Origin of the sequence: Ensifer aridi, assembly GCF_002078505.1 — a bacterium.
GTDB classification, from domain to species: Bacteria; Pseudomonadota; Alphaproteobacteria; order Rhizobiales; family Rhizobiaceae; genus Sinorhizobium; species Sinorhizobium aridi.
In genome coordinates, this window is record NZ_LUAV01000026.1 from 1 (window position 1) to 26,700 (window position 26,700).

Consider the following 26,700-nt stretch of genomic DNA (forward strand, 5'->3'; position numbering starts at 1 on the left):
TGCCCCGGCGGAAGGCGGCCGAGTAAACGGCCTGAGATTTTCGTGATCTTCGAGCGACTCCGAGGAGCCTTGCGGATACGCGGGGCTCCTCGGAAAAGCACTCGGGCAGTTTCGACACCCCTGCCAGGCTGCGCTGCGCGAGCTTCGCTGACCAGCAACTTGAGCTTGACGACTTCCGCCTAGGCAGCAGCCGTTGCAGATGTAGAATAATTATCTGCAGCGGAGGGTCGTCACCATGGCATTCAATACGCTACGGCTCCAATTTCCCGGTCATTCCGGCGCGACGCTTAGCGCCCGGCTTGATCTGCCAAATGGGCCATTGCGCGCCTACGCGCTTTTTGCCCATTGCTTCACCTGTTCCAAGGATCTGGCGGCGGCGCGCCGGATTTCCGCGGAGCTTGCGCGTGAAGGCATCGCTGTCCTGCGTTTTGATTTCACGGGGCTGGGATCGAGCGAAGGCGAATTCGCTTCGACGAATTTCTCCTCCAACGTTGCCGACCTTCTTTCAGCCGCCGACTATTTACGCCACCATTATCAGGCACCAGCGTTGCTGATCGGCCACTCGCTTGGCGGCGCAGCGGTCCTCGCCGTTGCCGGGGACATTCCGGAAGTGCGCGCCGTAACCACCATCGGCGCGCCGGCTGATGTCGGCCACGTGTTGAAGAACTTCGGAGCGAGCCTCGAGGAGATTGAGAAGAACGGTGAGGCCGACGTCGATCTCGCCGGGCGCACGTTCCTTATCAGAAAGCAATTTGTCGAGGACACGCGTGCGCATCGCATCAAGGATGCTGTTGGGAAGCTGAAAAAGCCGCTCCTCGTCCTTCACGCGCCGCTGGACCATACGGTCGGGATCGAGAACGCCACCGAAATCTTCGTCGCGGCGAGGCATCCGAAAAGCTTCATCTCGCTGGACAAGGCCGACCACCTGCTCACCGACCCTGAGGACGCGGCCTTTGCCGGACGGATCATTTCGGAATGGCTGACACGCTATCTTGCCGCCGACACGCCGCAAGGCGCGGGTCCGATCGAACATGTCCGCGTGAAGGAAACGGGTGAAGGCAAGTTTCAAAATTCGGTTCAGGCTGGCGGGCATCGGCTGTTTGCCGATGAACCCGAAAGCGTAGGCGGACTCGATTCCGGACCATCGCCCTACGACTTCCTGGCCATCGCACTTGGCGCCTGCACCTCGATGACGCTGCGCCTCTATGCCGGCCACAAGCAGCTAAAGCTCGGACGCATCGGCGTCGACGTCTCGCATACCAAGATCCATGCCAAGGATTGCGAGGAGTGCACCGAGACGGAACGTGGCGGCAGCGGCAGAATCGACCGTTTCGAACGCGTCATTTCCATCGAAGGCGAGGTCTCGGAGGAGCTCCGCGAGAAGATCGTCGAAATCGCCGGCAAGTGCCCGGTCCATCGCACGCTCGAGGCAGTGGCGAAGATAAGAACGGTTGTGAAGTAAGGTGCCCAAGTGACAGGACGATAGCACCAACTTCGATGATCTCTTGGGCCGAGCATGTCTTGCGCGTCTCGACGACGATGAAGCAAAAAAGCGGCTCCTGTTTGGAATTTCTTCCGTTCCGCTCTTTCGAAGAGTCGGCTTCTGGCGCGCATTGCTGTCACTCAGCTAGTTGCCCACCGCTTCCGCTCACGACCCGACTGAGACGATCGGAAGCCGGCAAGATGCTGCCCTGTCCGGGATGTCGACTCCTACCCCTCGCCTGAATGGGTCGAACTGTCGACCTTGCATTTGTCGCTCCTGGTGGCAGCTTCGCGGCGATTCGGGCGACTTCATCTCCGATGCCAGTGCCTGTCATTGATCCTGCGCGCAGCAGGTCACTCGTGCGCCAAGCAATGTCGTTCCGGCGCGAATTGGCGATCGTAGAAAATCCGCACTGATAGAACAACGCCGGCGATCAGCACAACCACCCCAGCCACTTCGATCGGGGTTGGCCAGCGGGCATGTACGACCAATCCTCCGATGACACCGAAGGCAGTTTCCGAGACAATCAATTGCGCGGCCAAGGCAACCGGCAGGCTCCGTGAGGCAATGTTCCAGGCCCAGACCCCGCCTACGGTTGCCAGCAGCGCGAGCGACACACCCCAAGCATATAGGCTGCCGGCGGCACTCCAGCCGAATCCCAACGTTGGAAGCCGGAAGAGGTCCATCGCGGCACCGACGGGATAAAACGCCAGCATCAAGACGCCGCCTCCGACCAGTATCAGCGCTGACCACACGCCGGAGGGCATTTCTGGTCGGGAGGCGAGTGCAGCCTGATTGGCAAGGGCGAACCAGATCCAAAGTCCCACGGCAGCGAGCGATAGCGGCACGCCAATCCACACCGATTGGACGGAGTTCAATCCGTCGGCCGTGAATGCGGTGCCATTGACAAGAACGAGGCCGACCAGCACCAGCGCCAAAGGCATCATAAGGAATCGCCATGGTATTGATCCCTGACGCTGATTACCGATCACCATCAATACGATCGGGACGAGACCCAGAAAGGCGGGAGCGATGACTGGGCCGGCAAAGATGGCCGCTCCCGTCACCGTCAGGAAGTAGCCGACATATCCGACGAAGGCGAGCCAGATGGCTTGCAGGCAGTTTCGAAGCGTGAGGTGGCGCATGACGCCCTTCTCGGAAACCATGATGTAAAGCCCGACGAGCGAAGAAACGACGTGCCGGACCAGCGCAAAATCAAAGGTGGAATAGTCACCGATGATGAAGGGCACAACGAAGTTGAGCGAAAAGGCAAAGGCCGCAAAGAGAGCGGCTGACACGCCAACATAAAAGACCCTGTTCATGGGGGCATCCCTTTCAGGTTGCGTCACGGGAAATTTGATTGCGGTGACGCTGACGGCTTTGGTTAGCAATCAAGCGAGACCCTTGATCGAATGAGAAAAATTACCGGTCGCGAGCCTGTGGCGGTACTCAGCGAAAAAGAGAACCATCCTCTCGATACGCGCCCATAGGACCACTGATCCGGATACGATTCACCAGACGGCTGCGCCTATTCAGCAGAACTGATTTCTCATATCCTCAACATCGAGGCTTCCAATCGTAGGGACGTTATGGATCGGCTTGATGCAATGCGGGTTCTGCTTGCGGTGGTTGACGCCGGGAGCTTGTCGGCAGGCAGCCGGAAGCTGAATGCACCGTTGCCGAGCGTCAGCCGCAAGGTCGCCGATCTGGAGCGATATCTCGGCGCGAACCTCATCATCCGAACAAGCCGCAACCTGCAGCTTACCGACGCCGGTCGCGACTATGTCGATGCGGCACGCAAGATCATCGCCGATCTGGAGGAGGTCGAGCGCCGGGCCTCAGGCGAATATCAAACGCCACGGGGACTGCTCACCATCACGATGCCTATCGAGTTTGGCCACCGGTACGTTCTGCCGATCGCACTCGACTTCATGAACGAGCATCCGGAGGTGACTTTGAACCTCCTGTCCCTCGACCGTTCTGTTCATCTCGCCAACGAGCAGGTCGACGTCGCCATCCGACTTGGCGAGTTGGCCGACAGTTCGCTTTACGCCGTCAAGGCCGGCGAGTTCCGCCTGTTGACCTGCGCAAGCCCGGCCTATCTGGAACGGCATGGCGTTCCCCAACATCCCACCGAGCTCACCACTCATGACGGAATCATGTTCCACAACCGGTCATTCTTCTGGAGTTTCGAGGTCGACGGGAAGTCTGTCGAGGCGATGCCACGCAGCCGGATCGAGGTCAACACGGCGGCCAGTTGCGTCGCAGCCGCGCGAAATGGAGCCGGGATCGCCCGCCTCTTCGACTACCAGGTTCCGGAGGAAGTGTCCTCGGGCACGCTCGTGCAAATCTTGAGGGACTACGGCGGTAGGCCCAAGCCGATCCACATTGTCTACTCGCGTCAGGGGCTACTCGCTCTCAAAGTGCGTGCCTTCATCGATTGGACGATCCCCCGGCTTCGCGCGGCTTGCAGCAATTATTGCGATGCGCCGTCACCGGAATGAAGCGCGCACCTCCTCGACCGTCCTCTCCAACTTCTGGAGATGCGGGTAATGGCCAGTGTCAGGGAGAACTGAAACTTCGGCCCCGAGCCGTTCGGCGAGTTCTACCCCCATTTCCTTCCTGATATAGAGATCCTTCTCCCCCATACCACCTTTACAGGGGTCCTTAGCTTGTCCAGATTGGCTTCGAAATACTGCTGGTCCCTGGTGAAATGCGTGTAATAGCTCGCAAAGGCGTCGGCTGTCGTCAGCGCGCCATAGGACCAGCCACGCGCCATGTCGCTCCTGAACCGGACGGAGAGCTCGAACTGCACCTCCTTTGCCGGGCCTCTCCTGAAGGCGTTCTCGAGAATGTCCGCGCGGTTCTTGTGGAGCTGTTCCCTTGCCTGAGCCGCTGACCGCCTATCCTTGAGCTTCTGCAGGCTCTCATACATGTAACGCGGCCGCTCGAAGGGCGCGAAGTCGCCGACGATAACGATTCGTGCAATGTCGGGCTTCTCCAAGCTCAGCAGCAGCGCCGGCAGGGCTCCGATGTCCGTGGCATAGATCGTAAGCTTGGACCGGTCGATGTGAGCCTTCTCGATGTAGCCGTCAAGGACACGTGCATAATCCATCGGCGCATAAGAAAAGCGGTCGGTCGTCGGCCGCGACGAGAACCCGAAACCGGGCCAATCGAAAGCGTGGACCTCGTCGGCGAGAGCCAGGGATACTTCCTCCCAGGCATACATCGTTTCCGGGAAGCCATGCAGGAAGAGGACGGTCCCCTTCGGGTCGAGACTATGGACGACCGACCTTCTCAGTGTGATGTCGTTGTCGATCTGAATGAAGCTGATATTCGCCCTCGGTTGATGCTCGCTGACCTCGGCATGTGTCACGATCGCGAAAGAGAAAAACATTGCTGCGGCGGCAAACAGCCGTCGAAAGGTGGCCATTGTCATGTCAGTAGCTCCAGCTTGGTCGCTTCAACGGACAACCCGGTCGATCTGCGCCTGGAGGCGCGGGCCGACCAGCAGGATGGCGGGGATGACGATGAGATAGGCGATGCTCCACGAGCGGAGCCATGTCAGGAAGAACCCCCTCGAGAAGCCCAGATTGAGCGCGAGCAATGTGAAAGAGATCAACCCTGTCGTTACGATACCCATCGACAAGGCGAAGGCGATCTTGCGTTTGAAATGCGTGTCCATGTTGGTCTCCCCGGTTCGAGGTGAAATGGGGATCGCCTCAGCGGTTACGATCCCGGATTGTGTCTTCGAAGGTCGCGCGACGCCGGCACCAGCGGTAGCGGGCAAACCTGAGAGGCAGCCTCTTGAATCCGGTGAGTTCTCAAGGGCGAGGAACCCGTTAGATCGATCGCGAAAGGACACGCGTCATGTCGCGACCGCGCCCCAACGCTCTCACCACTGATGCGTCCTGTGCGATTGGACTGGTCTAGGCCGATCGCCTGGTACGCCGCGGGTATGATCTCGTGCTGCTCTCATAGCGTGCCGAACGCCCCGGCGGACTCGCGCGCTTCCCTCGAAGCGAAACGGTGCTGTGATCGGGGTGCGCGTCGCCGATCTGAAACGGGAAGGTGATCTGAAAAGATGTCGAGGCCGAGCTCGCTGAGCTCGATCTCCTTATCACCAATCTGGAGCTGCCGACGGACGGGCTGCTCGCTGATGGACGCATGTCGAGTCTCGATCGGCTGCTTGATACAACATTATGGCCTGCACACGAGTGGCGGCCGCTGCAGCCCGAAGGCTAGCTCAGCGCCGTGCGGGCACGGTCGTGAATGTTGCATCGGCGGCTGGTCTGGCTCCCGAGTTTTCCGCAGGTGCCTGTGGCCACCAGAGCCTTCGTCGTGGCAACGTCTATGTCCAACTCGTCATCGCTGCTGCCACACCGACCGATAGGGCCACGGGATTGTCCGCCCGAACCTCTGCCTGGCATGATGTCGCCGCGGGAGTTCCTCGACGCCGCGATGGTCGGGTTCGATCGTCCCGAGCCAAATCACCATCCTTTCGCTCGCCGAGATGGGGACTGGACGCGATACGAAAACGCCCGCGACACACTGCTTTTCGGCATCCTCAACAGCGATCCCGCTACTCGCCACCTGCAGCCTGGCTGATCGAAAACGAGAGGCTCACTCTCGTTTTCGCCCGCTACCCGGCAACTTTTCCCAAGCTCATATTCCCGTCATCGCAGCCCACAATCGCATTGGGTCGGGGCGGCGTCCATCAAACCCGAAAGGGAATGCCATGCCTGAGACATTGGGAACGGTCGTCATTACCGGGGCCTCGAGCGGTATCGGCGCCCTCTATGCCGATCGCCTTGCCCGGCAGGGCTATGACCTGGTGCTCGTCGCACGAAACGCCGAGCGGTTGGAGCGGATCGCGCGTTCGATCCGGGAGCAGACAGGCCGCACCATCGAGACCATCACTGCCGACATTGGTCCCCGGCTTCGTAGAACGCGGGCGGGGAACGATCGTCAATATCGCATCGATCGCGGCGATCACGCCCGAAAGGCTGAACGGCGTCTATGGCGGCAGCAAGGCGTTCGTCCTCGCCTTCAGCCAAAGCCTCCGGCAGGAGCTCGAGGGTAGCAATGTCCACGTTCAGGTCGTCCTTCCAGGAGCTACTGCCACCGACTTCTGGGACGCCGCCGGTCTGCCCGTCGACCACTTTCCCGAGGAAATCGTCATGCCGGCCGATGCCCTGGTCGATGCGGCGCTCCTGGGGCTTTCCCGGAAGGAATTCGTCACCATGCCCAGCCTGCACGATGTCACGCAGTGGGACGTCTACGAAGCCGCCCGCCAGGCCATGGCCGGAAATCTGTCTACCAACAAGCCAGCAGCCCGCTATCTCGCCGGCTGAAAGTCAACAAGGTACATCTCAATGTCGAAAGTCATCTACACTGGCAACACCAACACCACGGGCGGCCGCGACGGCGCGTCTCGCAGTTCCGACGGGCGTCTCGATATCAAACTGTCGCCGCCGGGCTCTTCGGGCCTGGGCACCAATCCCGAACAGCTCTTCGCGGCGGGCTGGTCCGCCTGTTTCCTCGGCGCAATCGGAAGGGCGGCTGCCGAGCGCCAGCTCTGCGTGCCCGCCGAGGCTGCGACAAATGCCGAGATCGACCTGGTCTTGCATGACGATGGCTATGTGCTGCAGGCACGGCTGATTGCGAAGCTGCCGGGCATCGAGGTGGACCTCGCCAAGTCTTTGGTCGAGCTCGCTCACCAGCTCTGCCCGTATTCCAAGGCCACCCGCGGCAACATCGCAGTCGAGCTCAACGTCGTTTGATCGTTGTCCGATCAAGGCCCTCCAACCCAACACCGCGCCGGCGTCCCGAGGTAAGTCGGTCATGCCCGGCGCGACTACCATGGGGATTTTTGTCATGACCATGATCGCAAGAGCCCTCGCAACGGCAGGTTTCGTGCTCGCCGCGGGCACGCACATCCACGCTCAAACGCCGCAACATGCAGCCACACAGTTCCTGCCGATCAAGAACGAGCCTGCACCCAAACTCTTCGTGGATCAGCCCCTTCCGGGACCGCTGATTACCAGAGGCGTGGCCATCATTCCCTATCGAGCCGAGAACTTCCGCATCCTGCCCATCTTCGGCGCTAGCGCGACCGATGTCTCGCCGCGAGCTGGGCACCTCCATGTGAGCATCGATGACTTGCCGTGGCGGTGGGCCGATGCAGGCGGCACTGGCGCGATCGTCCTGACTGGACTGCCGCCAGGCGAACACAAAGCGCTCATCGAAATCGCCACGCCAGAACACGAAGTGCTAGGCGGAAAGGTTGTGAAATTCACTGTACCCACGGTCGACCGCTCACACCATTAGAAGCCTTGTTGCTATGATGGCCAGTTGCACTTTCCGGCTTGGGCGGTGGGCTCAATTGGCGAGCGCGCAGCGCTCGAGTCTTTTGTCGAAGATGGACAAGAGATCTGAACCGTCGATCTCTGCAACAATACCGGCCATCCCGTGGATCCTTTGCAAGATGGCCGGCAGAATGGGGGAAGTCTGCGCGCACTTCCGCGTTCAGCAAGAGCGCATTCCATTCGATACATTATGCGTCTTCTAGCACAGAACGCGAACATCCTCGCGACAAGCCATGCACAGGCTCGTGAAGACCGGCTCTCTTCGATCCAACGCAGAGTCTCAAGGGCGGAGTCGTGGTGGCCGCTATGCGGACGTAGCGGACACTAGGCCGATGACTTGTTTCGACCCCTTTGTGCTCGTTCGGACTGGACCAAAATTGTCCCTAAAGCGGCCATTTCCCTATCATGCAACAACGGTATCTATCGGTCGGCTGATACCCATCGGCAACTCTCTCCCAAACAGCTTGCTGGGATGATTGCTGCCGGAGGGTACTCCCGTTCGAGCGTCCGAAGTTTGTCCTGCGAGCAAAGACGGGATCCCTGGGGATCTCGCCTTGCACATAGTCGGATTTGCATTCGCTCCCGCAATCAGACCTGCAGAGCTTATCGGAGCTGGAAATTGTCCCTCGCCCAAGCCGCAAAGGTCGTCGGCCTCTTGCCTGCCACTTTATTGGCCAGAGCAATCTCATTGTCGAAAGAACGCGGTCCCAAGTAGGTGTAGTTCTCGTAGTAGGACAGTGTCTCGGCCAAGGCGGCAGCGCCGGGGAAGAATCCCGAATAAACCTCGAGCGGCACCCTAGTGAACGAGAGGTTGTAGCCCTGCTTGTTCAGGGTGGCGACAAGCTCATCAAAACTCAGAAAATCTCCGACCAGTGGCAAATATTGGCCATTGCCGGTTTCCTCTGGACTGGCGAATGCGCCGGCAACGATGTCGCCGAGTTCGTTGATGTCGCCCATGTGGAAACAGCGAACAGTGGGGTCGATCGGTAGAACCCAACCATAGCCGCCATCGAGCTGCTTTTGCGGGCCGAACGGGCCCGAGAAGTTTTGGTAATAGGCAGGGGGAACCACAAAGGTATGATTGGAGAATCCGGCAGCTTTGACCAGCGGATCGATCTTGGCCTTTCCCGTAAACTGGGGAAGATTTATCGTGCCGCCGCTGATGGCCTCGACGTTGGGAAGGGTGGACCAGATCAGGTGATCCACGCCGGCAGCCTTCGCAGCATCGATCGCTGCGCTTGCCTGCTTTAGTTCGTCGGTGCCCTCCTGCCAGTAGTTGGTCACCAGGAAAACGCCGTGCGCGCCTTGTAGCGCCGCTGTCAGTGTCTCTGGTCTCTCGAGGTCTGCGGCGATTACCTCATCGGCAGGACCTTGATATTGGTCGGGTGAGCGCGTCAGGGCACGAACCCTGAACTGGCCCTTTTCTTCTAAAGCGCGAACGACGCCGCCACCCTGATGCCCTGTTGCGCCAAACACGGCGATAATCTTCTGTTCGTTCGATGCCATCTCTTACCCTTTTTGTTCAGGTGCACACGCGCATTCTGCGGTGTTCGTGACCGTGAGAGCCATTTTGTTATGGATTGAAATCTGCAACAATGACGCAAGAAGTGGTATCATTTGCCAGGATATGATCCAGATGAACGAACCCGTGGAGACCTCGGAACTCGTAGCCTTTACAAAGACGGTCGACACAAAGTCCCTTTCGCGCGCTGCCGCCGAACTGCGTGTACCTCGCGCGACCATCAGCCGTCGCCTCGCGCGTCTGGAGGAACGGCTTGGAACACGGCTTCTGCGTCGCACAACGCGCAGTCTTGTCCTCACCGATGCGGGGGAGGTGTTCTACCGGCAGGCCCGCATCGCGCTGGAGGCGGTGCAGCTTGCCGAGCGAAGCGTTCGAAAAAGCGATGACACTCTCAGAGGTGACCTGCGCGTCTCCGTGCCGCCAATGATGAGCGCGAGCTTCAACGCCATGCTGTGTGACTTCGTCGCGTGCCACAGCGAACTACGGCTGCATGTTCAAACTTCTAGCCAGGTCGTAGACATCCTCAGCGGCGGTTTTGACCTTGCCCTTCGGGCCAGCAGTCAGATCCAACCGGGTTTGGTCGCCCGGACGCTTTTTCGCGATCCGATGATAGCGGTGGCTTCGCCCAACTACATCAGCGATCATGGCGAGCCGCTGGTACAGCGCGATCTGCGTAACCACCGCTGCCTTCTTGGATACGCTCGAGGGGAGCTGCCTGAGACCTATTGGCCAACCATCGGCGGAGGGAAATTGCATGTCGACGGCGTCTTCTTCGCCAACGATATTGACCTTCTTTGTGACGCAGCCCTGCGCGGCCTCGGCATAGCCCTGCTCCCCCGCAGCTTGGTCGCGCAGCACTTAGAAGCCGGCGCACTTGTGCACGTTCTGTCCGATTTTGTTGGTACCGAGCTACAGATCGCTTTGGTTTATCCAGAGCGCGCCTTCTTGCCTTCAGCCGTGCGTGCGTTTATCGACGCCGTTGCCGACTGGGCTCAACGTGAGCTAGCAGAAAATCCCCGTCCTTCACGGGGGCCCACCTTTGCGAGTAGCGACAAACCGGTTTAAGCGGCCGTGGGGACGCGAGGTACTACCACTGGCCGTGAAATTGGCCGGGCGCTTGATGAACACCGCAACACCTTCCTCGAGATCGCCGGTGTTCGCCGCAAGGATAGAGCCAGTCGGCACACGCCGCCCATTGCCTTCAACACATAAGCTACTATCGCCTGCGCGCCTACTGGCTTCCTTTTGAGGAAGCGGTGCCAGCTGATGGAGAGCACAAGTTCAAAGATGGCACGTCCTTCGATGACGTGCTGGCGCTGTATGCCTTTGATAGGCGGCTTCGACTGCACGTCATGGATGCGATCGAACGCATCGAAGTCTCGCTGCGGGAAACTGGGCACACCTTGCCATGAAATACGGGCCTCACGGCTACCTTGACCCTCGGCATTATGATCGTGCCGACTACTATGCCAAGGCCTTTGCCAGCCTGATCGAGGAAATCGAGCGCTCTAAAGATACTTTCATCGTTCACTATCGGACAAAACACGACGATCCCGAACACCCACCGATCTGGATGACTGCTGAAGTCATGTCGCTCGGACAACTTTCAAAGTGGTTGGGAAACCCAAAGCTTCGCGCCGAGCGCCAGGCGATAGCTAAACCCTATGGGCTCGACGAGAAAGTTCTGGTCTCCGTTGCGCACCACCTCACATATGTCCGCAATATCTGCGCCCACCATGGTCGTCTTTGGAACAAGCAGTTTACTGTAACGATGATTGTGCCGAACTCCCCGGCATCGTTGAGGCTGGCGATGAACTCCGCGTCCGCCAGGAAGCTTACAACACACTGGCGGTCGTCGGCTATATGATGGGGATCGTCGCGCCTGGGACACAGTGGCGGCAGTCACTCATAGAGCTGATGGATTCTTGCCCACTCGCTGAAGAAACTGCAATGGGCTTTCCTCCCAACTGGAGAAACCTGTCGGCATGGAAGCCGCCCACAATTTAGCAATGAGACAGGCTGGGGGCGCCAGCCAGACAATTCCCAATTGGTTCGGCTTTGCGCTGCGCGAGTTACATGCCTTGAAAGGAATCGAACCTGCGGGGCCGCCCATCATGGCTGCTCTGGTATGCCCACCAAGCCGTGACGTCGCTGGAGCCGCACCGGCGACAAGGGAAGCCACTCAGCAATTTCGCGCGGACACTGCCTGCACCGCGCCGCGTCCGTAGGCAATGTTGACCTAATGCAAGTGATTTACCAGTTTGGCTCGGAGTGTGCGTGGAGTAAGGAAAGCCCACACCCGGGCGGCCGTTCGCGACAATGTGCGACGGCGCTCGGTCCAGATGAAGCTGAAGGTGAGCGCCGCTGCCGTGAATGAATCCGGCATAACTGTGGCCTTTCCTGAGAGAGGGAGGGCAAGTCGTTCGCCCTCCCTAACTCGATCAGGCCACCTCGGCCGAAAAACGCTGAAACAGTGGTTTCAGGCGGGGATGGCGTGCCGCCCGCGGCGGATGAACTTCGATGGCTCGGCCGGATTTCGCCTCGCGCCGCAGCCATTCGCTAATGGTTTCTGCGCTGGTGTGATCCATGTAATGGAGGTCCTCGCCGACAAGCATAACCTTGCGGCCCTCCGGCAGTCGCTCGAGCGTGTTGAGCAGTATGGGGACGTCCCTGCAGGTGACCGCGCCGCCGAGTTGGACATGGATTTCCTCGTCTATCTCGGCGTGCCTGATCGCGAGTTTTCGGCGAATATAGGGGACGATTTCAATGATCGATAGCGCCAGGCCCAGCGCAACACCGACCAGCAGGTCCTGCAGAACGACCATTGCGACAGTGACGGCCCAGATGCCGACCGGGACCAATCCGTGATGCTCAAAAAGGTGGCGGACATGCCGCAGGCTGATCAACCGCCATCCCGTGACGAGCAAGACCGCGGCGAGAGCCGACAGCGGGACCAAGGTCAACAGGGCCGGCGCCAGCGCCACCAGGCCCAATATCCACAGGCCGTGCAGGACGGCGGAGGCCCGCGTGCGCGCCCCAGCCTGGATGTTCGCCGAAGAACGGACGATGACGCCGGTGATGGGCAATCCGCCAAGCAAGCCGCAGAGCCCGTTGCCGACCCCCTGAGCGAACAGTTCCTTGTTGAATTTCGTACGCACTCCGTCGTGCATCCGATCGACGGCGGCAGCCGAGAGAAGCGTTTCGGCACTTGCGATGACGGCAATCATCACAGCCATGAGAATGATGCCGGGCTCAAGCATCCGGGTGAAGTTTTCCATCGTCGGCAGCGTGATACTCTCGACGAGCGAGGCAGGCACCTCTACCCGTGCGATCGGCAGTTGCAGCACGGAGGCGAGTATCGTCGCCGCTGCGACACCGACCAGCGCCCCCGGTATCAGCGCAAGGGACTTCGGGCGGCATTTCTCCCAGCACACCATTGCAAGAAGAGCAATGAGGCCGACCTTCAGCGCAGTGGCTGCACTGGTCAAGCCACTCCCCCAAAGACGGCCGAGGCTCTCGTCGATCGCCGCGACGTTCTCGAGACCGCCGGCCGCCGGCTTGGCATCCATCAGCACGTGGATCTGCCCGAGAATGATCAGGATGCCGATGCCGGCGAGCATGCCGTGAACGACGGCGGGCGAAATCGCCCGGAACCAGGAGCCTACCCGCAGAAAGCCCGCGGCGACCTGCAGGAAACCGACGGCGATCAAGACCGGAGCGAGCATGGCAACGCCATAGTCTTCGACAAAGCCGAACACGATGACGGCCAGTCCGGCGGCGGGCCCGGAGACCTGCAGCGGCGAGCCCGACAGGAGGCCGACGGCGATGCCGCCAACGATTCCCGAGATCAGGCCCATGGAAGCCGGTACGCCGGAGGCGATTGCGATACCGAGGCACAGCGGAATGGCGACGAGGAAGACGACCAGAGACGAGGCGAGGTCGCGCGAAAAGGCTGAGGTGTTTGCTGTCATGGCGCTACTCCGCGGCAAGGGGCGCTGCAAATTGCGGCATGACATGCGGGCGATCGCGGCCGGTGACCGCGAACGGCAGCGGCTCTCCCTCCTCTGGCACCCTGAAGGTCGAGGTCGCCCCGTCGTAGACCTGGACTTCGCCGGTCTCAATATCGAAAAACCAGCCATGAAGCGTGATCTCGCTCGTTGCGAGTTTTGCGGCCACGGAAGGATGCGTTTTCAGGTGGTCGAGCTGAACGATAACGTTTTCCATCGCCACGGCGCGCACCCGGTCACTTTCGGAAAGATCCTTCGGATAGGCTTGACAGACGATCGAATAGGCGGCGTGACTGTGGCGCAGCCAGGCCGCGACATTGGGCATCGGCCCCAGCATTTCGGGATGGCACAGGCCCTTCATCGCGCCGCAATCCGAGTGGCCGCAGACGACGATGTCGCTGACGCCGAGCGCCAGGATGGCATATTCGATCGCGGACGAGACGCCGCCATTGAGGGTCGAGAAGGGCGGAACGATATTGCCGGCATTACGGCAGACGAAGAGCTCGCCAGGTCCAGCTTGCGTGATGGTTTCCGGCAGCACCCGGCTGTCGGCGCAGGATATCATCAAGGCTTGTGGCTGCTGACCTTCCCGCGCCAGCTTGCGGTAGAGTTCGGAATGGCCTGGAAACACCGCGCCGCGAAAACTGGAGATACCTTTCAGGAGATCACCCATGTTCGGATCCTCTTTCTGGCCGGACGGCGGACTGGGAGGATGCCTCTCGTCCGGCGGGTTGCAGAAGCGATCTGTTCGCAGCTGCGAAAAGAACAGCAAAATGGGTGCAGTGCAACCTGCTGCTGCACGACGCCAATCAACAACACGTGAGGGGTGCTGAGATCCTGACCGCCGAGAATGGCTGACCAGATGGCTATGCGGATACCTGACGATTGCCGCGCATCGAAGTCACACCTTCCGGCGATGGCCGTCTGCGGGCTGGACGATACGCGAGTTTGTCGCGATGGATGTCGGGCGGCTGTCACTGCGCAAGGCCGGCTTGCCGGAATAAAGGATCCCTGGCGCCCGACCCGGGGCGGGACCGATTGAGCGCGTAGCGGTCATGCAGTCGGAATGACACCCGTAGAAAAAAGTAAGCCGTAGGGGAATAAGCCCGCCCTAGCTCTCGTATACTGCTGCATGATGCCCAAGCCACACCGCTTCAATATCGTCGGCCAACTCGCAACTCTCAGACGTTATGCACGCTCCTTGACGCGTGATCCGGATGACGCTGAGGATCTTGTTCATGATGCGCTGGTGAAAGCCTATGAACGGCAGGCTTCTTTCAGAACAGATGGAAACATCCGCGCATGGCTGTTGTCGATCATGCACAACACGCACATCGATCGGCTCCGTGTTCGTGGTTCGGATCAGCGCCGGCACATGGCGGCCGCGGAAGTGGCGGAGCAATGGCTGCCCGCAGTTCAGGACCAGTCGGTTCGGGTGAAGCAAATCCGCGAAGCGTTCTTCCAACTGCCCGACGAACAGCGCGAAGCGCTTCATCTCGTGGTTATAGAGGAACTTTCATATCAGGAAGCTGCCGAGGCGCTTGGCATTCCCATCGGAACGCTGATGTCGCGCATCTCGCGCGCCCGTACCAGGTTGCGATCGTTAGAGGACGGGGAGCCAAAGGGTATGTCGCGCCACCTCAAGCTTATCGGAGGTACTGGCAATGACCAATGATCCCGTACTGGAGTCCGATCTCCACGCCTATGTCGACGATCAACTGGATGTGACGCGGCGTATCGAAGTCGAAGCCTATCTTTCGCAGCATCCGCAAGCTGCCGCTCAGGTGATGGCGGATCTCCGCATCAGGGACGAGTTGCGTCTTGCACTGGCGGATCGCCGCTGCCCGTCAGATCCAAAGACGCGAGAAGCCGCAGGGAGGCTGCAACGATCCTTGGCATGGCGACGCGTTTACGGTGCACTCCAACGTGTCGCCGCGATCCTGGTTTTCGTCGCCGCTGGATGGGCAGGACACGCGTACTTCGGCCCGTTCGGCGCCAAGGAAGTCGTGGCATCGGTCCAGCCCCCGGCTTTCCTGGAAGAGGCCATTCGGGCTCACAAGACATCGCTGTTACGCGAGAAAATGGCCTCCCAACCGGAGGTGAGCGACTACGACCCCGATGACATCAGATCGGCAACGGCCATTGTCCTGCCGCCTCTCCCGCACGCGTGGAAGGTGGTGGATACGCAGATTTTCCCGTCTGCCTACGGGCCAAGCGTGGAATTGGCAGTCGAACCGCGAGCTGGCGAGCGCCTGTCACTCTTCGCGCTCAGGCCTGGCTTCTTCACTGTGCAGCAGCCACTGCCAACACACGCGAACGATGTCCAGGCGGTTTACTGGCAAATCGGCGATGTCGCCTATGCGCTTGTCGCGGACACAGCATCCGCCGACGAATTGACCGCCACCGCACGGCGCCTCGCGCGCAGCCTTCATTAACCCCTAGCCCAACCCGAGGAGGTAGACATGCAACCCGTTCAACAACGATATGGATTCGGCACGGCCCGGAGCGCCGGACTCTTTGACGAGGCGCTGCGGCAGCACATGCTGCGCGTTTACAACTACATGGGAAGCGGTCTCGTCGTCACCGGCCTGATCGCCTTTATAGTCGGAACGACGCCGGCCCTCTACGTGCCAATCTTCTCTACCCCGCTCAAGTGGGTGGTGATGTTGGCGCCGCTCGCCTTCGTGTTCTTCTTCTCCTTCCGCATTCAGACCATGTCGGCCGGCGCTGCACAAATGGCCTTCTGGGCCTTCTGCGCCGTCATGGGCCTCTCGCTCGCCTCGGTCTTCCTCGTCTTTACCGGAACAAGCATTGCTCGAACCTTCTTCATCGCGGCAACAATGTTTGGCGCTACCAGCCTCTACGGATACGTGACAAAGCGCGATCTCTCGAAGTTCGGCTCGTTCCTGATGATGGGCCTTATCGGCGTCATCATCGCCTCGATCGTCAACATTTTCCTCGGCTCGAGCGCCTTGCAGTTTGCGATCTCGGTCATCGGCATCGTCGTGTTCGTCGGCCTGACGGCCTGGGACACGCAAAACATCAAAGAACAGTATGCGGACCATTTCGATCAGGCGTCGCAGCAGAAGCTCGCCGTCTTCGGAGCGCTGTCGCTCTACCTCAACTTCGTCAACATCTTTCAGCTCTTGCTGAATTTCACGGGCGAGCGGGAATAGTACGGCATCAAAGGAGAACGGTATGGATTACAACGACCGCCAAGCAATCGAGGACCTCTTCGGCAAGCTCGACGACGTCCAGCGCCAGGCCGCGCCACGTGACGGCGAAGCCGGGCCATGGAACAGGCAGTCCGGCGCTCTCGGCCAGGGTGCGCGCGGCAGTGGCTTTCTTGCCGGTGCTGCGCAGACGGCCATGGGTGTTGCCGGTGGCGTGCTGTTGGGCAATGCGATCGCCGGCATGTTGGGCGGGTCCGAGGCCAACGCCGTCGAAACGTCAGAGCCTCGTGACCAAGAGAACGATGGCGGTGACAGCGGCGACTTCGGCGACTCCGAGCTTTGAGCATCCAGACACCACGCGGGCATTCGCCCCCGTGGTGTCTGAACAGCCCCCCGGATTCACGCGATGGGGCATGACACTTGGCCATCGTTGACCTAATTCGCGACAGGCTCTCTCTCATGTCCCCAGAGGCGGGTCATCTCGTGAGCAACGCAACGTTTATTGTGCGCGGCATGGGAGGATTGTCGTTCGCGTCAATATGCCCGGATGGCTGACACCGAACCGATCACGGTCATGGTCTGCTTGCCATGACCGTGGAATCGATCCCGTACGGCCCACCGCGATGCGTGAGCACCGGAACGACGAGATCATTTCGTGGGTGCCCGACGGCGTCGTGCGCCACAACGACAAAGCGACGGCCTACTGTAGCAAGCATCTGACAGTAATGAATGCCGGACGCAGTTTCTGAAGAGACGTTGTCATCCGATTCGCCTCTGCGCATGCCCGAGATCTTCGTGCGGCCGCGTGCATCGGATCTCGATCCCAGGATTCCAGCACGGACCGATTCCACCGCGCAGGCCGAACACCTGGCGGCACCTGGTCGGACCGGAACGAGGCGACACCCCCTTCCACGTTTGTGATACCGTCGACCTACCGCGTGCTGAGCAAATGGAGACAACTGCGCATTTGGAAGCAGCGATCTTCCTGATTGGGACACGCCGCATGGTCCATTCTGTTTATCGTGAGTCGCCCGATGTGTCAGCGGACCTAATAAGACCGGCCAAATAGGTCCGGGCCCCCCTTGACGCCCGGGGACAAAGTTACAATCTATGCGGCAACCCGTTGGTCCGGGCCCCTCTGGCGAGAGCCTCGGCACTCTTGCGATGTCGGACCTTTTTCCGACAAGCAGTGCCGATAGGGGATAGTTGATGGACTTCTCTTTTTTGTTCGTCGAGTGGTTGGGAACGCCGCTCTGGATGTGGGTGAGCTTTTTCGTCCTCGTCATCGCCATCCTGTCGTTCGACCTCGGTATTCTCCATAAACAGAACAAGGAAATCGGCGTCCGCGAGAGCGTCAAGCTTTCCGCTCTCTATGTCGCGCTCGGCCTCGCCTTCGGTGGCTGGGTGTGGTGGTATGTCGGCTCCGGGGCCGGTCTTGCCTATCTGACCGGCTTCGTCGTGGAAAAGACGCTGGCGCTCGACAACGTCTTCGTCATCGCTCTGATCTTCTCCTTCTTCGCCGTGCCGCGCATCTATCAGCACCGGGTACTCTTCTGGGGCATTCTCGGCGTGATCGTATTGCGCGCCATTATGATCGGCGTCGGCGCGACGCTGGTCGCGGAATTCGCCTGGGTTCTTTATATCTTCGCCGCGTTCCTGATCGTCACCGGCATCAAGATGCTGATCGTCAAGGAGGCTGAGCCCGACGTTTCGAAAAACGTGCTCGTCCGCTTCATGCGCAGCCGCTTCAACGTCACCGACGAGCATCACGGCGAGCGGTTTTTCGTGAAGAAGGCACACCCCAGAACCGGCAAGATGAGCTGGTTCATCACGCCGCTCTTCATGGCGCTGGTGATGGTCGAGGTGGCCGACGTCATCTTCGCCGTGGATTCGGTCCCCGCCATTTTCGCGATCACCACCGATCCGTTCATCGTCTACACCTCAAACATCTTCGCCATTCTTGGCCTTCGCGCCCTCTATTTCGCGCTCGCGGCAATGATCCATCGCTTCCGGTACCTGAAACCGGCGCTCGCCATTGTCCTGATCTTTATCGGTTCGAAAATTTTCGTCGCCGATCTGATGGGCCTTGAGAAGTTCCCGGCCGCGCTCTCGCTCGGCGTCACCTTCGCGATCATCGCTGCCGGCGTGGTCTGGAGCCTCATGAGGACGCGGGATCAGCAGCAGCTTGCATGATGGGCTCTGCTCGCAGAGACGTCGTTAACTAGAAGGAAACAGATATGATCTCGGATTTCATCGGCTGGATTTTTGCCCTTCTCGTCGTCGATCCGCTGCAAGCCCAGGTTCAGGAGCAAGTCGAGCGTGCGAGGCTTCCCGTGGAGATCGTTCGGCAATCCCAGGCCTGCCTGACCTCCCAGGGGCCGCAACTGATCGAGCGCGCCGCCGGCGACTACGGCTGGGCGGCGGCCACGGTCGTCAACGTAGCGATCGGCCGCACCGCGCCGGCGGAGCTCCTCGATAGTAGAGACCCGCAATGCGCGGCCCTGGTGAGCGTTCTGAGCGGAGCCGACGAGGACGCGTAACGGCTCGTCGGGGTGAATTGGATCGGGTGAAATGACCGGTCGGTACTGAAAATAAAACCGCCGCGCGGGGTCGCCTCCGCGCGGCTCATGGAGATGCTGGAATTGGCCCGGGTGAAGGTGGCCTCTCCATCGGCGAGGCCTTGGAGGCACTGGGTATACCGGCATCGCTTTCACCACCTCCTATCTCTGCCGCCGCATGCGCCGCTTCATGCATGCGAGCCACGCGCGCGACAAACAGCGGCGGACGTAAAAGATATGGCTCACAAACGCCCTTCGCCCTTTCGGAGGAAGCAAGATCGCTGTAACACTCCGACGGTTTACGGTCCTACGGCGCCGCACGCGTCCAGACGCGAGAAGGTCGCTTTGGTACTTTGAATCGCTGATGTTTTATTCTCAAGTCGAGCAGGACTTAAGGAATGAATGATAGGAGCGATGCAGCATGGATGAGCGTGGTGCGGGATTACCCATGGGCGTACAGGCCTTTCCGGAACATCTTCTGACCGGCTACCGCAACTTCATGAGCGGTCGCTTTGTCGAACAGCAGCAACGCTACAAGACCCTTGCCGAGAGCGGACAGAAACCGAAGACAATGGTCATTGCCTGTTGCGATTCGCGTGCCGCACCCGAAACGATCTTCGATGCCGGCCCGGGCGAACTCTTCGTCGTCCGCAACGTCGCCAATCTCATGCCGCCCTACGAGCCGGACGGGCACTATCATTCGACCTCGGCGGCCCTCGAATTCGCGGTGCAGTCCTTGCGCGTCAGCGACATCGTCGTCCTGGGCCACGGACGCTGCGGCGGCATCAAGGCCGCGCTCGATCCGGACGCCGAACCCCTCTCCCCCGGCGATTTCATCGGCCGCTGGATGAACCTGCTGAAGCCCGCCGCCGAGCAAGTCCAGAGCAACGAACTCATGACCCAGGCGGAGCGCCAGCGCGCGCTCGAGCGCGTGTCGATCCGCAACTCGATTGCCAATCTGCGCGCGTTCCCTTGCGTGCAGATCCTCGAGACGAAGGGGAAGCTGCAGCTCCATGGCGCCTGGTTCGACATCTTGACCGGCGAGCTCTGGGTGATGGACGAGAAGACCGGCGATTTTGCCCGACCGGGTGTGTGAAGCGCGATCACTTCGCACCGCGCTCTCTGGGGAAGTGATCAGATGAAACGGATGAAGAGCTTCGCCGGCCTCGACCAACTCGCGGCGAAAAAACCGGCCTGTCGCGGGGGAGGCCGAGGCGATCTCACAGCACGTGGTCGCCGGCGATCTGGCAGGCTTCTCGATCGCTTCGCGCGGCTTCGACGACGCATTCCCCCTCATCGAGCACGAGGTCACCAACTTCCAACTCGACGCCCCGATCTCACCAGAACCGTGAATGACACCTTGCATCGCACCTTGTTGCCAGCGGAAATCAAACCGACAGAGCCGTTCTTGGAACCGTGATGTCGTAGCCGCGCTGCATCTGTGAACGGCGTCTTGACGCCGAGCGGGCGTCTCTAATTAACAAGGCGCCCTGCTCTCGGACATCGGATTGCGGATGAACATTGGTGCCGGGCCCCTCTGGCGAGAGTCTTTCGGCGCTCTCGTGATGTCGGTACCGCCAGCAACCAAGCCGCCGGAATAGCTGCCATGAATACTCAGCTGATGCCAGACGCACGTGCCTGTTTGACCGTGCGTGTTCTTCGTTGCAGAGAATCTCCGTTCGCTGACGAGTCCAACTCGCTCGGAGGGAAACTCGCCCGTGACGCACTCTCGTTTGCAAACGACCGCGATCGGTTATTTCAACTGGGCCGTCCTCTTCACGGCCATCGGCCTCGTGCTCGGCGCTTGGGTCGGTTGGCAGTCGACCGGCACGGTCAGCGGAATGCTGCCTCTCTTCTTCATCTGCGCGGTCCTCGCGGTTCTCGAAATACGGCATCGTAAACGCCAACAAGCTCAAGAACATGACGCCGGTCTGGCGGCAGCGCTTCCTGACCTGGGGCACCTTTGTAGGTCTTCGTGGCTTGGACGCTGAGATGAGGACCGATCGCCCCTGTTAGAAACACCCTTTGACGCCCAATCGGGAGCGCTATCGCCACTGATGTAGACGACCGGCATCTCGGGATCGATCTCCCTGGCAATGCGTGCGATCTCCCAGCCGCTCGGCGGCTCATGGAGGCGAACGTCGGTAATTATCCCGAGAACTGGGGGGTCGGCAGCTTTCAGGCGATTTATCGCCTCCTTGCCGCTTGTTTCTGCCAGGACATTGAACCCCGCCTCCGTCAGCCCCTCGTCAAAAACCATAAGCAAAAAGGCCTCTTCGCCACCAACGGTATGGTGACCACTTCCACCTTTGCACGCCCCCAACGTTGTATCCCGCTCAACGCTGAGACAGACATACAGTTTCCGTACATTTTTGGGCTTCACCGCTTTGCTCAGCTTTCCCTCTCATGGTGCGGAACTCGGTTGTCATCGCTACGGGCCTTTCGCGTGATGACTCGCACCCGGCGGGGCAGGAGGAACGAGCTCACTCCGTTCTTCGAGAGCTACCGCCATGCCGACCAGTTTCTGCTGTTACTCGAATGAGCAGATTGGGCGAAAGACTGGAATTTGGCGCAACGAGGTGCGCGCTCTGCCGTGCAGGTATTGCCATATTTGGCTTCGGGCCATAACAGTTCGCTCGACGCCAGCACCAGAAAAAGGAGCGCCCGCCATGAGCGAGCACGCGCTGGCGTGCGCCAACGAGAGCTTTCCACCCGTTCTAGATGATCGATGACCAGCCGATGCGACCGCCGCTTCCGGGAAGTGGACTGTGCATCACTCGCCTTGAGCCTGTACGAACCAGAGACCAGTGAATGGAGGCTTAGATTCCTTGGTGATTCCAAGGATTCACGACGGTAAGTCCTGCCGCTTCAAAGGGGCTTATATCACGCGTCGCTATGATAAATCCTTTGGAGGCGGCAATGGCGGCAATATATCCGTCGGGCGTCGGGAACCCCTTGCCGGCCGCTCGGGCCTTCACGGCTAAGTCGGCAAAATGCCGAGCAGCTCCGATGTCGAACGGCAACACGCGATCGCCAAACAGTTCGAGCACGCCGTCAACCGTTTCTGTCAGAGCTTTCTTGCGCCGGCCATCCGGCAAAGCACCGATGCCAAACAGCAGTTCGGCCAACGTCACACTGGACAGATACAGGGTCTCAGCGACCTGCTCGTTCAGCCAGGAGTGCACGGTCGGATGGGGGGCTGGTTTCATCGCCTCGGAGACGACATTCGTATCCAAGACGATCATTCAAACCTCATTGGCTCTGCCGGCGACTTGTCACGGACCTCCTCAAACACTGCGAAATCATCATTGGTCAGTCCCAGCCGCCGGCCGACCCCAGCCAAGGCATCCCCCATGCGAACCCGCTGCTCCGGCCTTACCACACTTTCCAGAATGTCGCGGACTTCCGCCTCGGTGCTGCGGCCGTGCATCGCCGCCCGCACGCGCAAAGCGCGATGCACCTCATCGGGCACATTCCGTACTGTCAGGATGGCCATAGTCAAACCCTCGTATTCGCTTTCAATGACTGCAATATAGGCGATGTGCAGTCAGATTGCAATTGTTTGAGCGGCTGCCTCTGGCGATTTCCGTAAAGGGGGCAGTTGTTCAAACAACGCAGGGATGCGCCAATCAGAAGGAGTGAGGTCGTGCCCCTGCCATGATAGCCTGGCAGTAGACAGCGCCTGCCTGCGCGGTTCCTGTTGATACATTCCAGAAGCGCCATTGCCGCGCGAGCGGCTTAGTCCATCCACCCGTTCGAGACGAAGGCGCTATAGCGGAAGCCGACTGAAATCCCTCGTCCTGAAGGGATCCGAACCGCCGACCCCACCATTACACGATCTTGCTGTTGAGGGTATTCGAACCGCAGACCCTGTCCCCATAAAGAGGTCAAGGGTTAAGTAGATTCGAAGCGCATCCCGGTGGTCTGTCCCAATATCACGGAAAACTCCGGCTTTTGATCTTGTGCGTGTCGATAGGGAGATCCGGCCGAACATATCATCCACCACGCCTTCGGCGTCAAGGCGGACCTGGCTCTCCGCCTACGCCAAGCCCGCGTTTCTCGAGCTGCCGCACGAGGCGGGTGACGTATTTCTCGATGGTCTCCGGTGCCCCGATTGGTTCGGCAAAAGACCTGTGCACTTCGACGAGATCGGCCGGCCGGATCGGATCGATCGGCTCAGCGACGCGGCCTACATCTGGTCGAGACGCCGACCGACCTCCGGCCCGAAGCGGAGCGTCAGCGGCGCCCGCGGCGTGGCGGCGAGGTCACCGACGGTGGCGAAACCGAGGGTGCGACGGCTTGCTATGATTTCCACAGGCAGCCGCAGCGACGACAGCGGCAGCCGGTTCACGGCCGTGGCCAACTCGCAGCGGGGGACGATAACCGTCTCGCGACTGGTGCTTCGGGCGAGTGCATGTGCAGCACCCCATGTGTCGGCAATCGCCGCTCGTGCTGCGAGACCTCGGCCTCGAAAGCGATTGACGAGACCCGACACCATCACCTCCTCGCCACCCTGGAGATGATCGGCGCCTTCGGTATCCATGACGATGCCGTCGGGAGGATCCATGGCAACGACGGGAGAATATTGCGACAAGGCCCAGAGCGTCAGCCGTTCCAGTGCCGCGAGATCCGACGCCGGATCGGCATCGACCATCACCAGACCCTGGACCAGCGCCTGCGCCTTGGCCGCCGGCATGCCGACACGAAGGCCGAGTTTTGTCGCTGCCAAATCGGCCGCGGCGATCCATCGCTTCGATCCGCTCCTGGCGATGACCACCAGCGGCGTTTCAACCGCCAGCGAAGGATCGGCGCGCCTGATCCGGTCGGTTGGCAGTGTCGGAAGAAAGACAGATACGACCCTGGCCATCACATGCTCCGATGATGAACTCGCCTCCCTCCCCTGCTCTGACCCGCATCAGTTCCGCCAGCCAGCGCACCCTGCCGACGCCCGGCACGGGGAGCGGCTCGGACGGCAGCACCGAGATCCGCCAACGGGTTGCCGCGGCCGTCGGCATGCCGAAGTCGGAGGCTTCCGTCTGGCGCGCCAGCGGCGGATCACCAGGCCCAAGCTCCCCGACTTCTCCGCAGCAAGCTGCAGACGGCGGGATGCCGTCATCGGCAGGCGCACCAGTTCGGCGACCACCGCGCCAAGACCGCCATATCGCAGCGCCGCCTCGAAGCTTGCGAGCACCGTCTCTTCCTTGTCGCACTCGACGAAGATGACGCGGTCGGGATGAAGCCCGACCTGGGCGAGCGCCGGAAAGAACAAATCGAAACGCGTCAGGCACCAGACCACCTTGCCGGTGGTTCGGGCAGCGATACCGCCGATGAAGAGTGCCGCGGCCGCGCCGTCGACCGCGCCGTTTCCGCCGCCTGCCACTTCGTGCAGCGCGCCATAGGCGAGCCCACCTCCCGGCAGCTGCGCATCGATCTCCTGCACCCCGAACGGCAAGACGCTTCGTTGGCGTGAGCCCGCCCCTTCCAGGCTGGCAATTTTCTCGCGCAGCTCGTCGAGGACGGCGGTTCGAAATGGCGACGGCTGCGGTCATGATCTCCTTTACGGCAACCCGTTTTCGGCTTGAGAAGGTAAAATATGCTCTGTATTTGTTCTCCAAGCGAACATGAGTCAATGCGCATGTGGCGCGCGGAAGTTGAGCGAGAGTGCACATCGAAGAATTCCGTCAACGGATTCAATTCATGGCAGGAATGGGAATTTTTTCGCATGCGCCGACGGCAGGCTGTGAACGATCTGGGTCCGAAACTGAGGGATCACCGGGCGCCGGCAATTGAATTCATCTGTGGCCCATGTCATCGCCGCTGCGCTTGAGCACAAGCTGTTGGTGAAAGCATTTGGTGCCGGTGTAAGCTTCGCGGCGATCCGCCGCCGCATGGCGATGGGCTGCGAGCAATGCAAACGCCGGAGGGTGACAAATGCGGCGCGCACTTCCCATGTCTAGGCGATACAGATGGTCGTGACGAAAGCTAGGCCATGACAAACGACGAAGGGAGCGAGCGGCCGCGCAAGATCGTGCATGTGGATATGGATGCCTTTTATGCGTCGGTCGAGCAGCGCGACAATCCGGAACTCAGGGGCCTGCCGGTTGCCGTCGGCTATCCTGCCGCCCGCGGCGTCGTGGCGGCCGCCAGCTACGAGGCACGCAAGTTCGGCGTTCATTCGGCGATGCCTTCGGTGACCGCGAAGCGCAAATGCCCCGACCTCATTTTCGTCAGGCCGCGCTTTGACGTCTACAAAGCCGTATCGTTGCAGATCCGCGCGATCTTCGCCGAATACACGCCGATGATCGAGCCACTCTCGCTCGACGAGGCCTACCTCGACGTCACCGAAAACCTGAAGGGCATGGAGATCGCCACCGAGATTGCCGCGGAGATCCGAGCGAAGATCAAGCAGGTCACCGGCCTCAATGCGTCGGCCGGGATTTCCTACAACAAGTTCCTGGCGAAGATGGCATCCGACCTGAACAAGCCCAACGGTCAGGCTGTCATTACGCCGAAGAACGGGCCGGCCTTCGTCGAGGCCCTCCCCGTCAAGAAATTCCATGGCGTAGGCCCCGCAACCGCCGAAAAGATGCATAGGCTCGGCATCGAGACGGGCGCAGACCTCAAGGACAAGACACTCGAGTTTCTGGTCGAACATTTCGGGAAGTCGGGGCCATATTTCTATGGGATCGCCCGCGGCATCGATAATCGCCAGGTCAAGCCGGACCGGGTGCGGAGATCCGTCGGCGCCGAAGACACGTTCTCCGAGGACATTCACTCCTTTGAGCCGGCACGCAAAGGTCTTCAGCCACTGATCGAGAAAGTCTGGGGTTACTGCGAGGCCAATGAGATCGGCGCCAAGACCGTCACGCTCAAGGTCAAGTATGCCGACTTCAGCCAGATCACGCGAAGCAAGACGGTTGCGGCGCCTCTGCCGGCGATTACCGATCTCGAGGAGGTGGTCGACCTGCTTCTCGCGCCGATCTTTCCGCCGCGCAAGGGAATCCGCCTGCTCGGCGTCACGCTGTCATCACTGGAACGGCAAACCTCTGAAGTGGCGCCGCAATTGCGGCTGGCGCTTTAAACCGCCAGCGTCGGCTGGGCTGGATCGATCGAGTGGCGCTTGACCCGGAAGGTCCCTGCCGGCAGCGGGCGCAGGATTTCGTCCTCAGGCACAACTCCGTCGAGCCACGCCAGGCGTTGATCTCGTGTCAGCACCGCCATCTGTCGGTCGTGAAACGGCGCGAGATCGGCATTCGCCTCGATTGTCAGGATGGCGTAAGCCTCCGGCCAGTCCTCGATCGCCGGCCGCCAAATCCCGGCGAAGTAGAACCAGTCACCATTGGCGAGCGCGAAGCTGAAGCTCCTATGGCGGAACTCGGAAGCGGGTACCAGGCAGCGATGGGTCGGAAATCTCCGTCCTTCCGACCGGACGACGGTCACGGCGCGCGCATCGCCGTCGCGGGGGCGCAGCCCCACGGCAGCTCCACCATCTCCACATCGCCGTGATGGCGCCTTATGATCACGCGGCGCTCATCGAACGGGGCGTGGGATTGGAAAACGGTCGCACTCGTCATAGATAGAACATACCA

The 26,700-nt window shown here is 60.4% G+C and carries 24 protein-coding genes and 8 pseudogenes; 21 read left to right on the forward strand and 11 right to left on the reverse strand.

The window, feature by feature from the left end; translation table 11 throughout:
- The first annotated feature begins 235 nt into the window (after positions 1-235).
- On the forward strand, positions 236-1,462 hold the full coding sequence (locus tag AYK65_RS21565) for a bifunctional alpha/beta hydrolase/OsmC family protein (protein WP_046119116.1): 1,227 nt from the start codon (positions 236-238) through the stop codon (positions 1,460-1,462).
- A 374-nt stretch (positions 1,463-1,836) separates the two neighbouring features.
- On the opposite strand, the gene AYK65_RS21570 is transcribed toward AYK65_RS21565, so the two are convergent.
- On the reverse strand, positions 1,837-2,805 hold the full coding sequence (locus tag AYK65_RS21570) for a DMT family transporter (RefSeq protein WP_081160591.1): 969 nt from the start codon (positions 2,803-2,805) through the stop codon (positions 1,837-1,839).
- 267 nt (positions 2,806-3,072) lie between these two features.
- On the opposite strand from AYK65_RS21570, the gene AYK65_RS21575 reads away from it, so the two are divergent.
- Entirely contained in the window at positions 3,073-3,987 is a 915-nt protein-coding gene (locus AYK65_RS21575; RefSeq protein ID WP_046119114.1) for a LysR family transcriptional regulator, read from the forward strand.
- Here the strand turns inward: AYK65_RS21575 and AYK65_RS21580 are convergent.
- Both AYK65_RS21580 and AYK65_RS21585 read right to left on the reverse strand, forming a co-directional pair.
- A pseudogene (locus tag AYK65_RS21580) lies at positions 3,976-4,880 on the reverse strand (alpha/beta fold hydrolase). The gene AYK65_RS21575 and the pseudogene AYK65_RS21580 sit on opposite strands and share 12 nt — an antisense overlap.
- Before the next feature lie 66 nt (positions 4,881-4,946).
- Positions 4,947-5,168, reverse strand: a complete 222-nt coding sequence (locus tag AYK65_RS21585) for a DUF2798 domain-containing protein (RefSeq protein WP_026613116.1) — start codon at positions 5,166-5,168, stop codon at positions 4,947-4,949.
- A gap of 1,053 nt (positions 5,169-6,221) precedes the next feature.
- Here AYK65_RS21585 and AYK65_RS21595 point away from each other — a divergent pair.
- From AYK65_RS21595 to AYK65_RS21605, 3 genes and pseudogenes are all read left to right on the forward strand, one after another.
- Positions 6,222-6,837, forward strand: a pseudogene (locus AYK65_RS21595) (SDR family NAD(P)-dependent oxidoreductase).
- A 21-nt stretch (positions 6,838-6,858) separates the two neighbouring features.
- The gene (locus AYK65_RS21600; RefSeq protein WP_026613118.1) at positions 6,859-7,266 is read left to right on the forward strand and encodes an organic hydroperoxide resistance protein; all 408 of its coding nucleotides are present in this window, start codon (positions 6,859-6,861) and stop codon (positions 7,264-7,266) included.
- 94 nt (positions 7,267-7,360) lie between these two features.
- Positions 7,361-7,813 carry a DUF6130 family protein gene (locus AYK65_RS21605; protein ID WP_046119308.1) on the forward strand — a complete coding sequence of 151 codons (453 nt, stop codon included), beginning with the start codon at positions 7,361-7,363 and terminating at the stop codon, positions 7,811-7,813.
- A 641-nt stretch (positions 7,814-8,454) separates the two neighbouring features.
- Here AYK65_RS21605 and AYK65_RS21610 read toward each other — a convergent pair.
- Complete coding sequence (locus AYK65_RS21610) at positions 8,455-9,357, reverse strand: NmrA/HSCARG family protein (protein ID WP_026613120.1); 903 nt, start codon at positions 9,355-9,357, stop codon at positions 8,455-8,457.
- Between the two features lie 130 nt (positions 9,358-9,487).
- On the opposite strand from AYK65_RS21610, the gene AYK65_RS21615 reads away from it, so the two are divergent.
- From AYK65_RS21615 to AYK65_RS32795, 3 genes are all read left to right on the forward strand, one after another.
- On the forward strand, positions 9,488-10,438 hold the full coding sequence (locus AYK65_RS21615; protein WP_081160614.1) for a LysR family transcriptional regulator: 951 nt from the start codon (positions 9,488-9,490) through the stop codon (positions 10,436-10,438).
- A gap of 191 nt (positions 10,439-10,629) precedes the next feature.
- Positions 10,630-10,785 carry an Abi family protein gene (locus AYK65_RS33525; protein ID WP_275531683.1) on the forward strand — a complete coding sequence of 52 codons (156 nt, stop codon included), beginning with the start codon at positions 10,630-10,632 and terminating at the stop codon, positions 10,783-10,785.
- Positions 10,782-11,240, forward strand: a complete 459-nt coding sequence (locus AYK65_RS32795) for an Abi family protein (protein ID WP_085032985.1) — start codon at positions 10,782-10,784, stop codon at positions 11,238-11,240. The genes AYK65_RS33525 and AYK65_RS32795 overlap by 4 nt, the downstream gene beginning before the upstream one ends.
- Before the next feature lie 574 nt (positions 11,241-11,814).
- Here the strand turns inward: AYK65_RS32795 and AYK65_RS21625 are convergent.
- Both AYK65_RS21625 and AYK65_RS21630 read right to left on the reverse strand, forming a co-directional pair.
- Positions 11,815-13,344 (reverse strand): SulP family inorganic anion transporter, encoded by a 1,530-nt coding sequence (locus AYK65_RS21625; RefSeq protein ID WP_081160594.1) that lies wholly within the window; start codon positions 13,342-13,344, stop codon positions 11,815-11,817.
- A gap of 4 nt (positions 13,345-13,348) precedes the next feature.
- Positions 13,349-14,053, reverse strand: coding sequence for a carbonic anhydrase (locus AYK65_RS21630; RefSeq protein ID WP_081160616.1), 705 nt, complete (start codon positions 14,051-14,053; stop codon positions 13,349-13,351).
- Positions 14,054-14,512: 459 nt separating this feature from the next.
- Here AYK65_RS21630 and AYK65_RS21635 point away from each other — a divergent pair, with 459 nt between their 5' ends.
- From AYK65_RS21635 to AYK65_RS32565, 11 genes and pseudogenes are all read left to right on the forward strand, one after another.
- On the forward strand, positions 14,513-15,055 hold the full coding sequence (locus AYK65_RS21635; RefSeq protein WP_081160597.1) for a sigma-70 family RNA polymerase sigma factor: 543 nt from the start codon (positions 14,513-14,515) through the stop codon (positions 15,053-15,055).
- Positions 15,045-15,815, forward strand: coding sequence for an anti-sigma factor family protein (locus tag AYK65_RS21640; RefSeq protein ID WP_034884920.1), 771 nt, complete (start codon positions 15,045-15,047; stop codon positions 15,813-15,815). Before AYK65_RS21635 ends, AYK65_RS21640 begins: the two co-directional genes overlap by 11 nt.
- A gap of 27 nt (positions 15,816-15,842) precedes the next feature.
- Positions 15,843-16,556 carry a Bax inhibitor-1/YccA family protein gene (locus AYK65_RS21645; RefSeq protein ID WP_081160599.1) on the forward strand — a complete coding sequence of 238 codons (714 nt, stop codon included), beginning with the start codon at positions 15,843-15,845 and terminating at the stop codon, positions 16,554-16,556.
- Between the two features lie 22 nt (positions 16,557-16,578).
- Positions 16,579-16,896 carry a DUF2076 domain-containing protein gene (locus AYK65_RS21650; RefSeq protein WP_081160602.1) on the forward strand — a complete coding sequence of 106 codons (318 nt, stop codon included), beginning with the start codon at positions 16,579-16,581 and terminating at the stop codon, positions 16,894-16,896.
- 116 nt (positions 16,897-17,012) lie between these two features.
- Positions 17,013-17,487, forward strand: a pseudogene (locus tag AYK65_RS33215) (pirin family protein); the annotation flags it as partial.
- 275 nt (positions 17,488-17,762) lie between these two features.
- On the forward strand, positions 17,763-18,746 hold the full coding sequence (locus AYK65_RS21660; protein ID WP_026613127.1) for a TerC family protein: 984 nt from the start codon (positions 17,763-17,765) through the stop codon (positions 18,744-18,746).
- Positions 18,747-18,790: 44 nt separating this feature from the next.
- Positions 18,791-19,093, forward strand: a complete 303-nt coding sequence (locus AYK65_RS21665) for a hypothetical protein (RefSeq protein WP_026613128.1) — start codon at positions 18,791-18,793, stop codon at positions 19,091-19,093.
- Positions 19,094-19,559: 466 nt separating this feature from the next.
- A complete protein-coding gene (locus AYK65_RS21670) occupies positions 19,560-20,207 on the forward strand; it encodes a carbonic anhydrase (protein WP_081160605.1) in 648 nt (215 codons plus the stop codon).
- A 133-nt stretch (positions 20,208-20,340) separates the two neighbouring features.
- Positions 20,341-20,463: a hypothetical protein gene (locus AYK65_RS33530; protein WP_267886000.1), complete on the forward strand. Its 123-nt coding sequence runs from the start codon at positions 20,341-20,343 to the stop codon at positions 20,461-20,463.
- 366 nt (positions 20,464-20,829) lie between these two features.
- Positions 20,830-21,094, forward strand: a pseudogene (locus AYK65_RS21675) (DUF475 domain-containing protein); the annotation flags it as partial.
- 145 nt (positions 21,095-21,239) lie between these two features.
- Positions 21,240-21,653, forward strand: a complete 414-nt coding sequence (locus AYK65_RS32565) for a hypothetical protein (protein ID WP_172402053.1) — start codon at positions 21,240-21,242, stop codon at positions 21,651-21,653.
- Positions 21,654-21,930: 277 nt separating this feature from the next.
- Here the strand turns inward: AYK65_RS32565 and AYK65_RS21685 are convergent, their stop codons facing one another.
- The 4 genes and pseudogenes from AYK65_RS21685 to AYK65_RS21700 form a co-directional block, all read right to left on the reverse strand.
- Positions 21,931-22,356 (reverse strand): type II toxin-antitoxin system VapC family toxin, encoded by a 426-nt coding sequence (locus AYK65_RS21685; RefSeq protein ID WP_081160608.1) that lies wholly within the window; start codon positions 22,354-22,356, stop codon positions 21,931-21,933.
- Positions 22,353-22,607: a FitA-like ribbon-helix-helix domain-containing protein gene (locus AYK65_RS21690; RefSeq protein ID WP_046119103.1), complete on the reverse strand. Its 255-nt coding sequence runs from the start codon at positions 22,605-22,607 to the stop codon at positions 22,353-22,355. Before AYK65_RS21690 ends, AYK65_RS21685 begins: the two co-directional genes overlap by 4 nt.
- Positions 22,608-23,151: 544 nt before the next feature.
- Positions 23,152-23,978, reverse strand: a pseudogene (locus tag AYK65_RS21695) (Y-family DNA polymerase); the annotation flags it as partial.
- Positions 23,908-24,660 (reverse strand): annotated as a pseudogene (locus tag AYK65_RS21700) (ImuA family protein); the annotation flags it as partial. The pseudogenes AYK65_RS21695 and AYK65_RS21700, both read right to left, overlap by 71 nt.
- 173 nt (positions 24,661-24,833) lie before the next feature.
- Between AYK65_RS21700 and AYK65_RS33220 the strand changes: the two are divergent.
- A pseudogene (locus AYK65_RS33220) lies at positions 24,834-25,097 on the forward strand (hypothetical protein).
- A 3-nt stretch (positions 25,098-25,100) separates the two neighbouring features.
- On the forward strand, positions 25,101-26,192 hold the full coding sequence (dinB, locus tag AYK65_RS21710) for a DNA polymerase IV (protein WP_026617580.1): 1,092 nt from the start codon (positions 25,101-25,103) through the stop codon (positions 26,190-26,192).
- Here dinB and AYK65_RS21715 read toward each other — a convergent pair.
- Positions 26,189-26,685, reverse strand: a pseudogene (locus tag AYK65_RS21715) (SOS response-associated peptidase family protein). The gene dinB and the pseudogene AYK65_RS21715 overlap by 4 nt on opposite strands.
- Between the last annotated feature and the right edge of the window lie 15 nt (positions 26,686-26,700).

Excerpts from the sequence above, each read along its gene's own strand:
- AYK65_RS21565 (WP_046119116.1), top strand. The coding sequence starts at position 236 with ATGGCATTCAATACGCTACGGCTCCAATTTCCCGGTCATTCCGGCGCG.
- AYK65_RS21660 (WP_026613127.1), top strand. The coding sequence starts at position 17,763 with ATGGACTTCTCTTTTTTGTTCGTCGAGTGGTTGGGAACGCCGCTCTGG.
- AYK65_RS21615 (WP_081160614.1), top strand. The coding sequence starts at position 9,488 with ATGAACGAACCCGTGGAGACCTCGGAACTCGTAGCCTTTACAAAGACG.
- AYK65_RS21685 (WP_081160608.1), bottom strand. The coding sequence starts at position 22,356 with ATGATCGTCTTGGATACGAATGTCGTCTCCGAGGCGATGAAACCAGCC.
- AYK65_RS21640 (WP_034884920.1), top strand. The coding sequence starts at position 15,045 with ATGACCAATGATCCCGTACTGGAGTCCGATCTCCACGCCTATGTCGAC.
- AYK65_RS21570 (WP_081160591.1), bottom strand. The coding sequence starts at position 2,805 with ATGAACAGGGTCTTTTATGTTGGCGTGTCAGCCGCTCTCTTTGCGGCC.
- AYK65_RS32565 (WP_172402053.1), top strand. The coding sequence starts at position 21,240 with ATGGAGGCGAACGTCGGTAATTATCCCGAGAACTGGGGGGTCGGCAGC.
- AYK65_RS21690 (WP_046119103.1), bottom strand. The coding sequence starts at position 22,607 with ATGGCCATCCTGACAGTACGGAATGTGCCCGATGAGGTGCATCGCGCT.
- AYK65_RS21585 (WP_026613116.1), bottom strand. The coding sequence starts at position 5,168 with ATGGACACGCATTTCAAACGCAAGATCGCCTTCGCCTTGTCGATGGGT.
- AYK65_RS21575 (WP_046119114.1), top strand. The coding sequence starts at position 3,073 with ATGGATCGGCTTGATGCAATGCGGGTTCTGCTTGCGGTGGTTGACGCC.
- AYK65_RS21670 (WP_081160605.1), top strand. The coding sequence starts at position 19,560 with ATGGGCGTACAGGCCTTTCCGGAACATCTTCTGACCGGCTACCGCAAC.
- AYK65_RS21630 (WP_081160616.1), bottom strand. The coding sequence starts at position 14,053 with ATGGGTGATCTCCTGAAAGGTATCTCCAGTTTTCGCGGCGCGGTGTTT.
- AYK65_RS21635 (WP_081160597.1), top strand. The coding sequence starts at position 14,513 with ATGATGCCCAAGCCACACCGCTTCAATATCGTCGGCCAACTCGCAACT.
- dinB (WP_026617580.1), top strand. The coding sequence starts at position 25,101 with ATGACAAACGACGAAGGGAGCGAGCGGCCGCGCAAGATCGTGCATGTG.
- AYK65_RS21600 (WP_026613118.1), top strand. The coding sequence starts at position 6,859 with ATGTCGAAAGTCATCTACACTGGCAACACCAACACCACGGGCGGCCGC.
- AYK65_RS21625 (WP_081160594.1), bottom strand. The coding sequence starts at position 13,344 with ATGACAGCAAACACCTCAGCCTTTTCGCGCGACCTCGCCTCGTCTCTG.
- AYK65_RS21605 (WP_046119308.1), top strand. The coding sequence starts at position 7,361 with ATGACCATGATCGCAAGAGCCCTCGCAACGGCAGGTTTCGTGCTCGCC.
- AYK65_RS21665 (WP_026613128.1), top strand. The coding sequence starts at position 18,791 with ATGATCTCGGATTTCATCGGCTGGATTTTTGCCCTTCTCGTCGTCGAT.
- AYK65_RS32795 (WP_085032985.1), top strand. The coding sequence starts at position 10,782 with ATGAAATACGGGCCTCACGGCTACCTTGACCCTCGGCATTATGATCGT.
- AYK65_RS21645 (WP_081160599.1), top strand. The coding sequence starts at position 15,843 with ATGCAACCCGTTCAACAACGATATGGATTCGGCACGGCCCGGAGCGCC.
- AYK65_RS21650 (WP_081160602.1), top strand. The coding sequence starts at position 16,579 with ATGGATTACAACGACCGCCAAGCAATCGAGGACCTCTTCGGCAAGCTC.
- AYK65_RS21610 (WP_026613120.1), bottom strand. The coding sequence starts at position 9,357 with ATGGCATCGAACGAACAGAAGATTATCGCCGTGTTTGGCGCAACAGGG.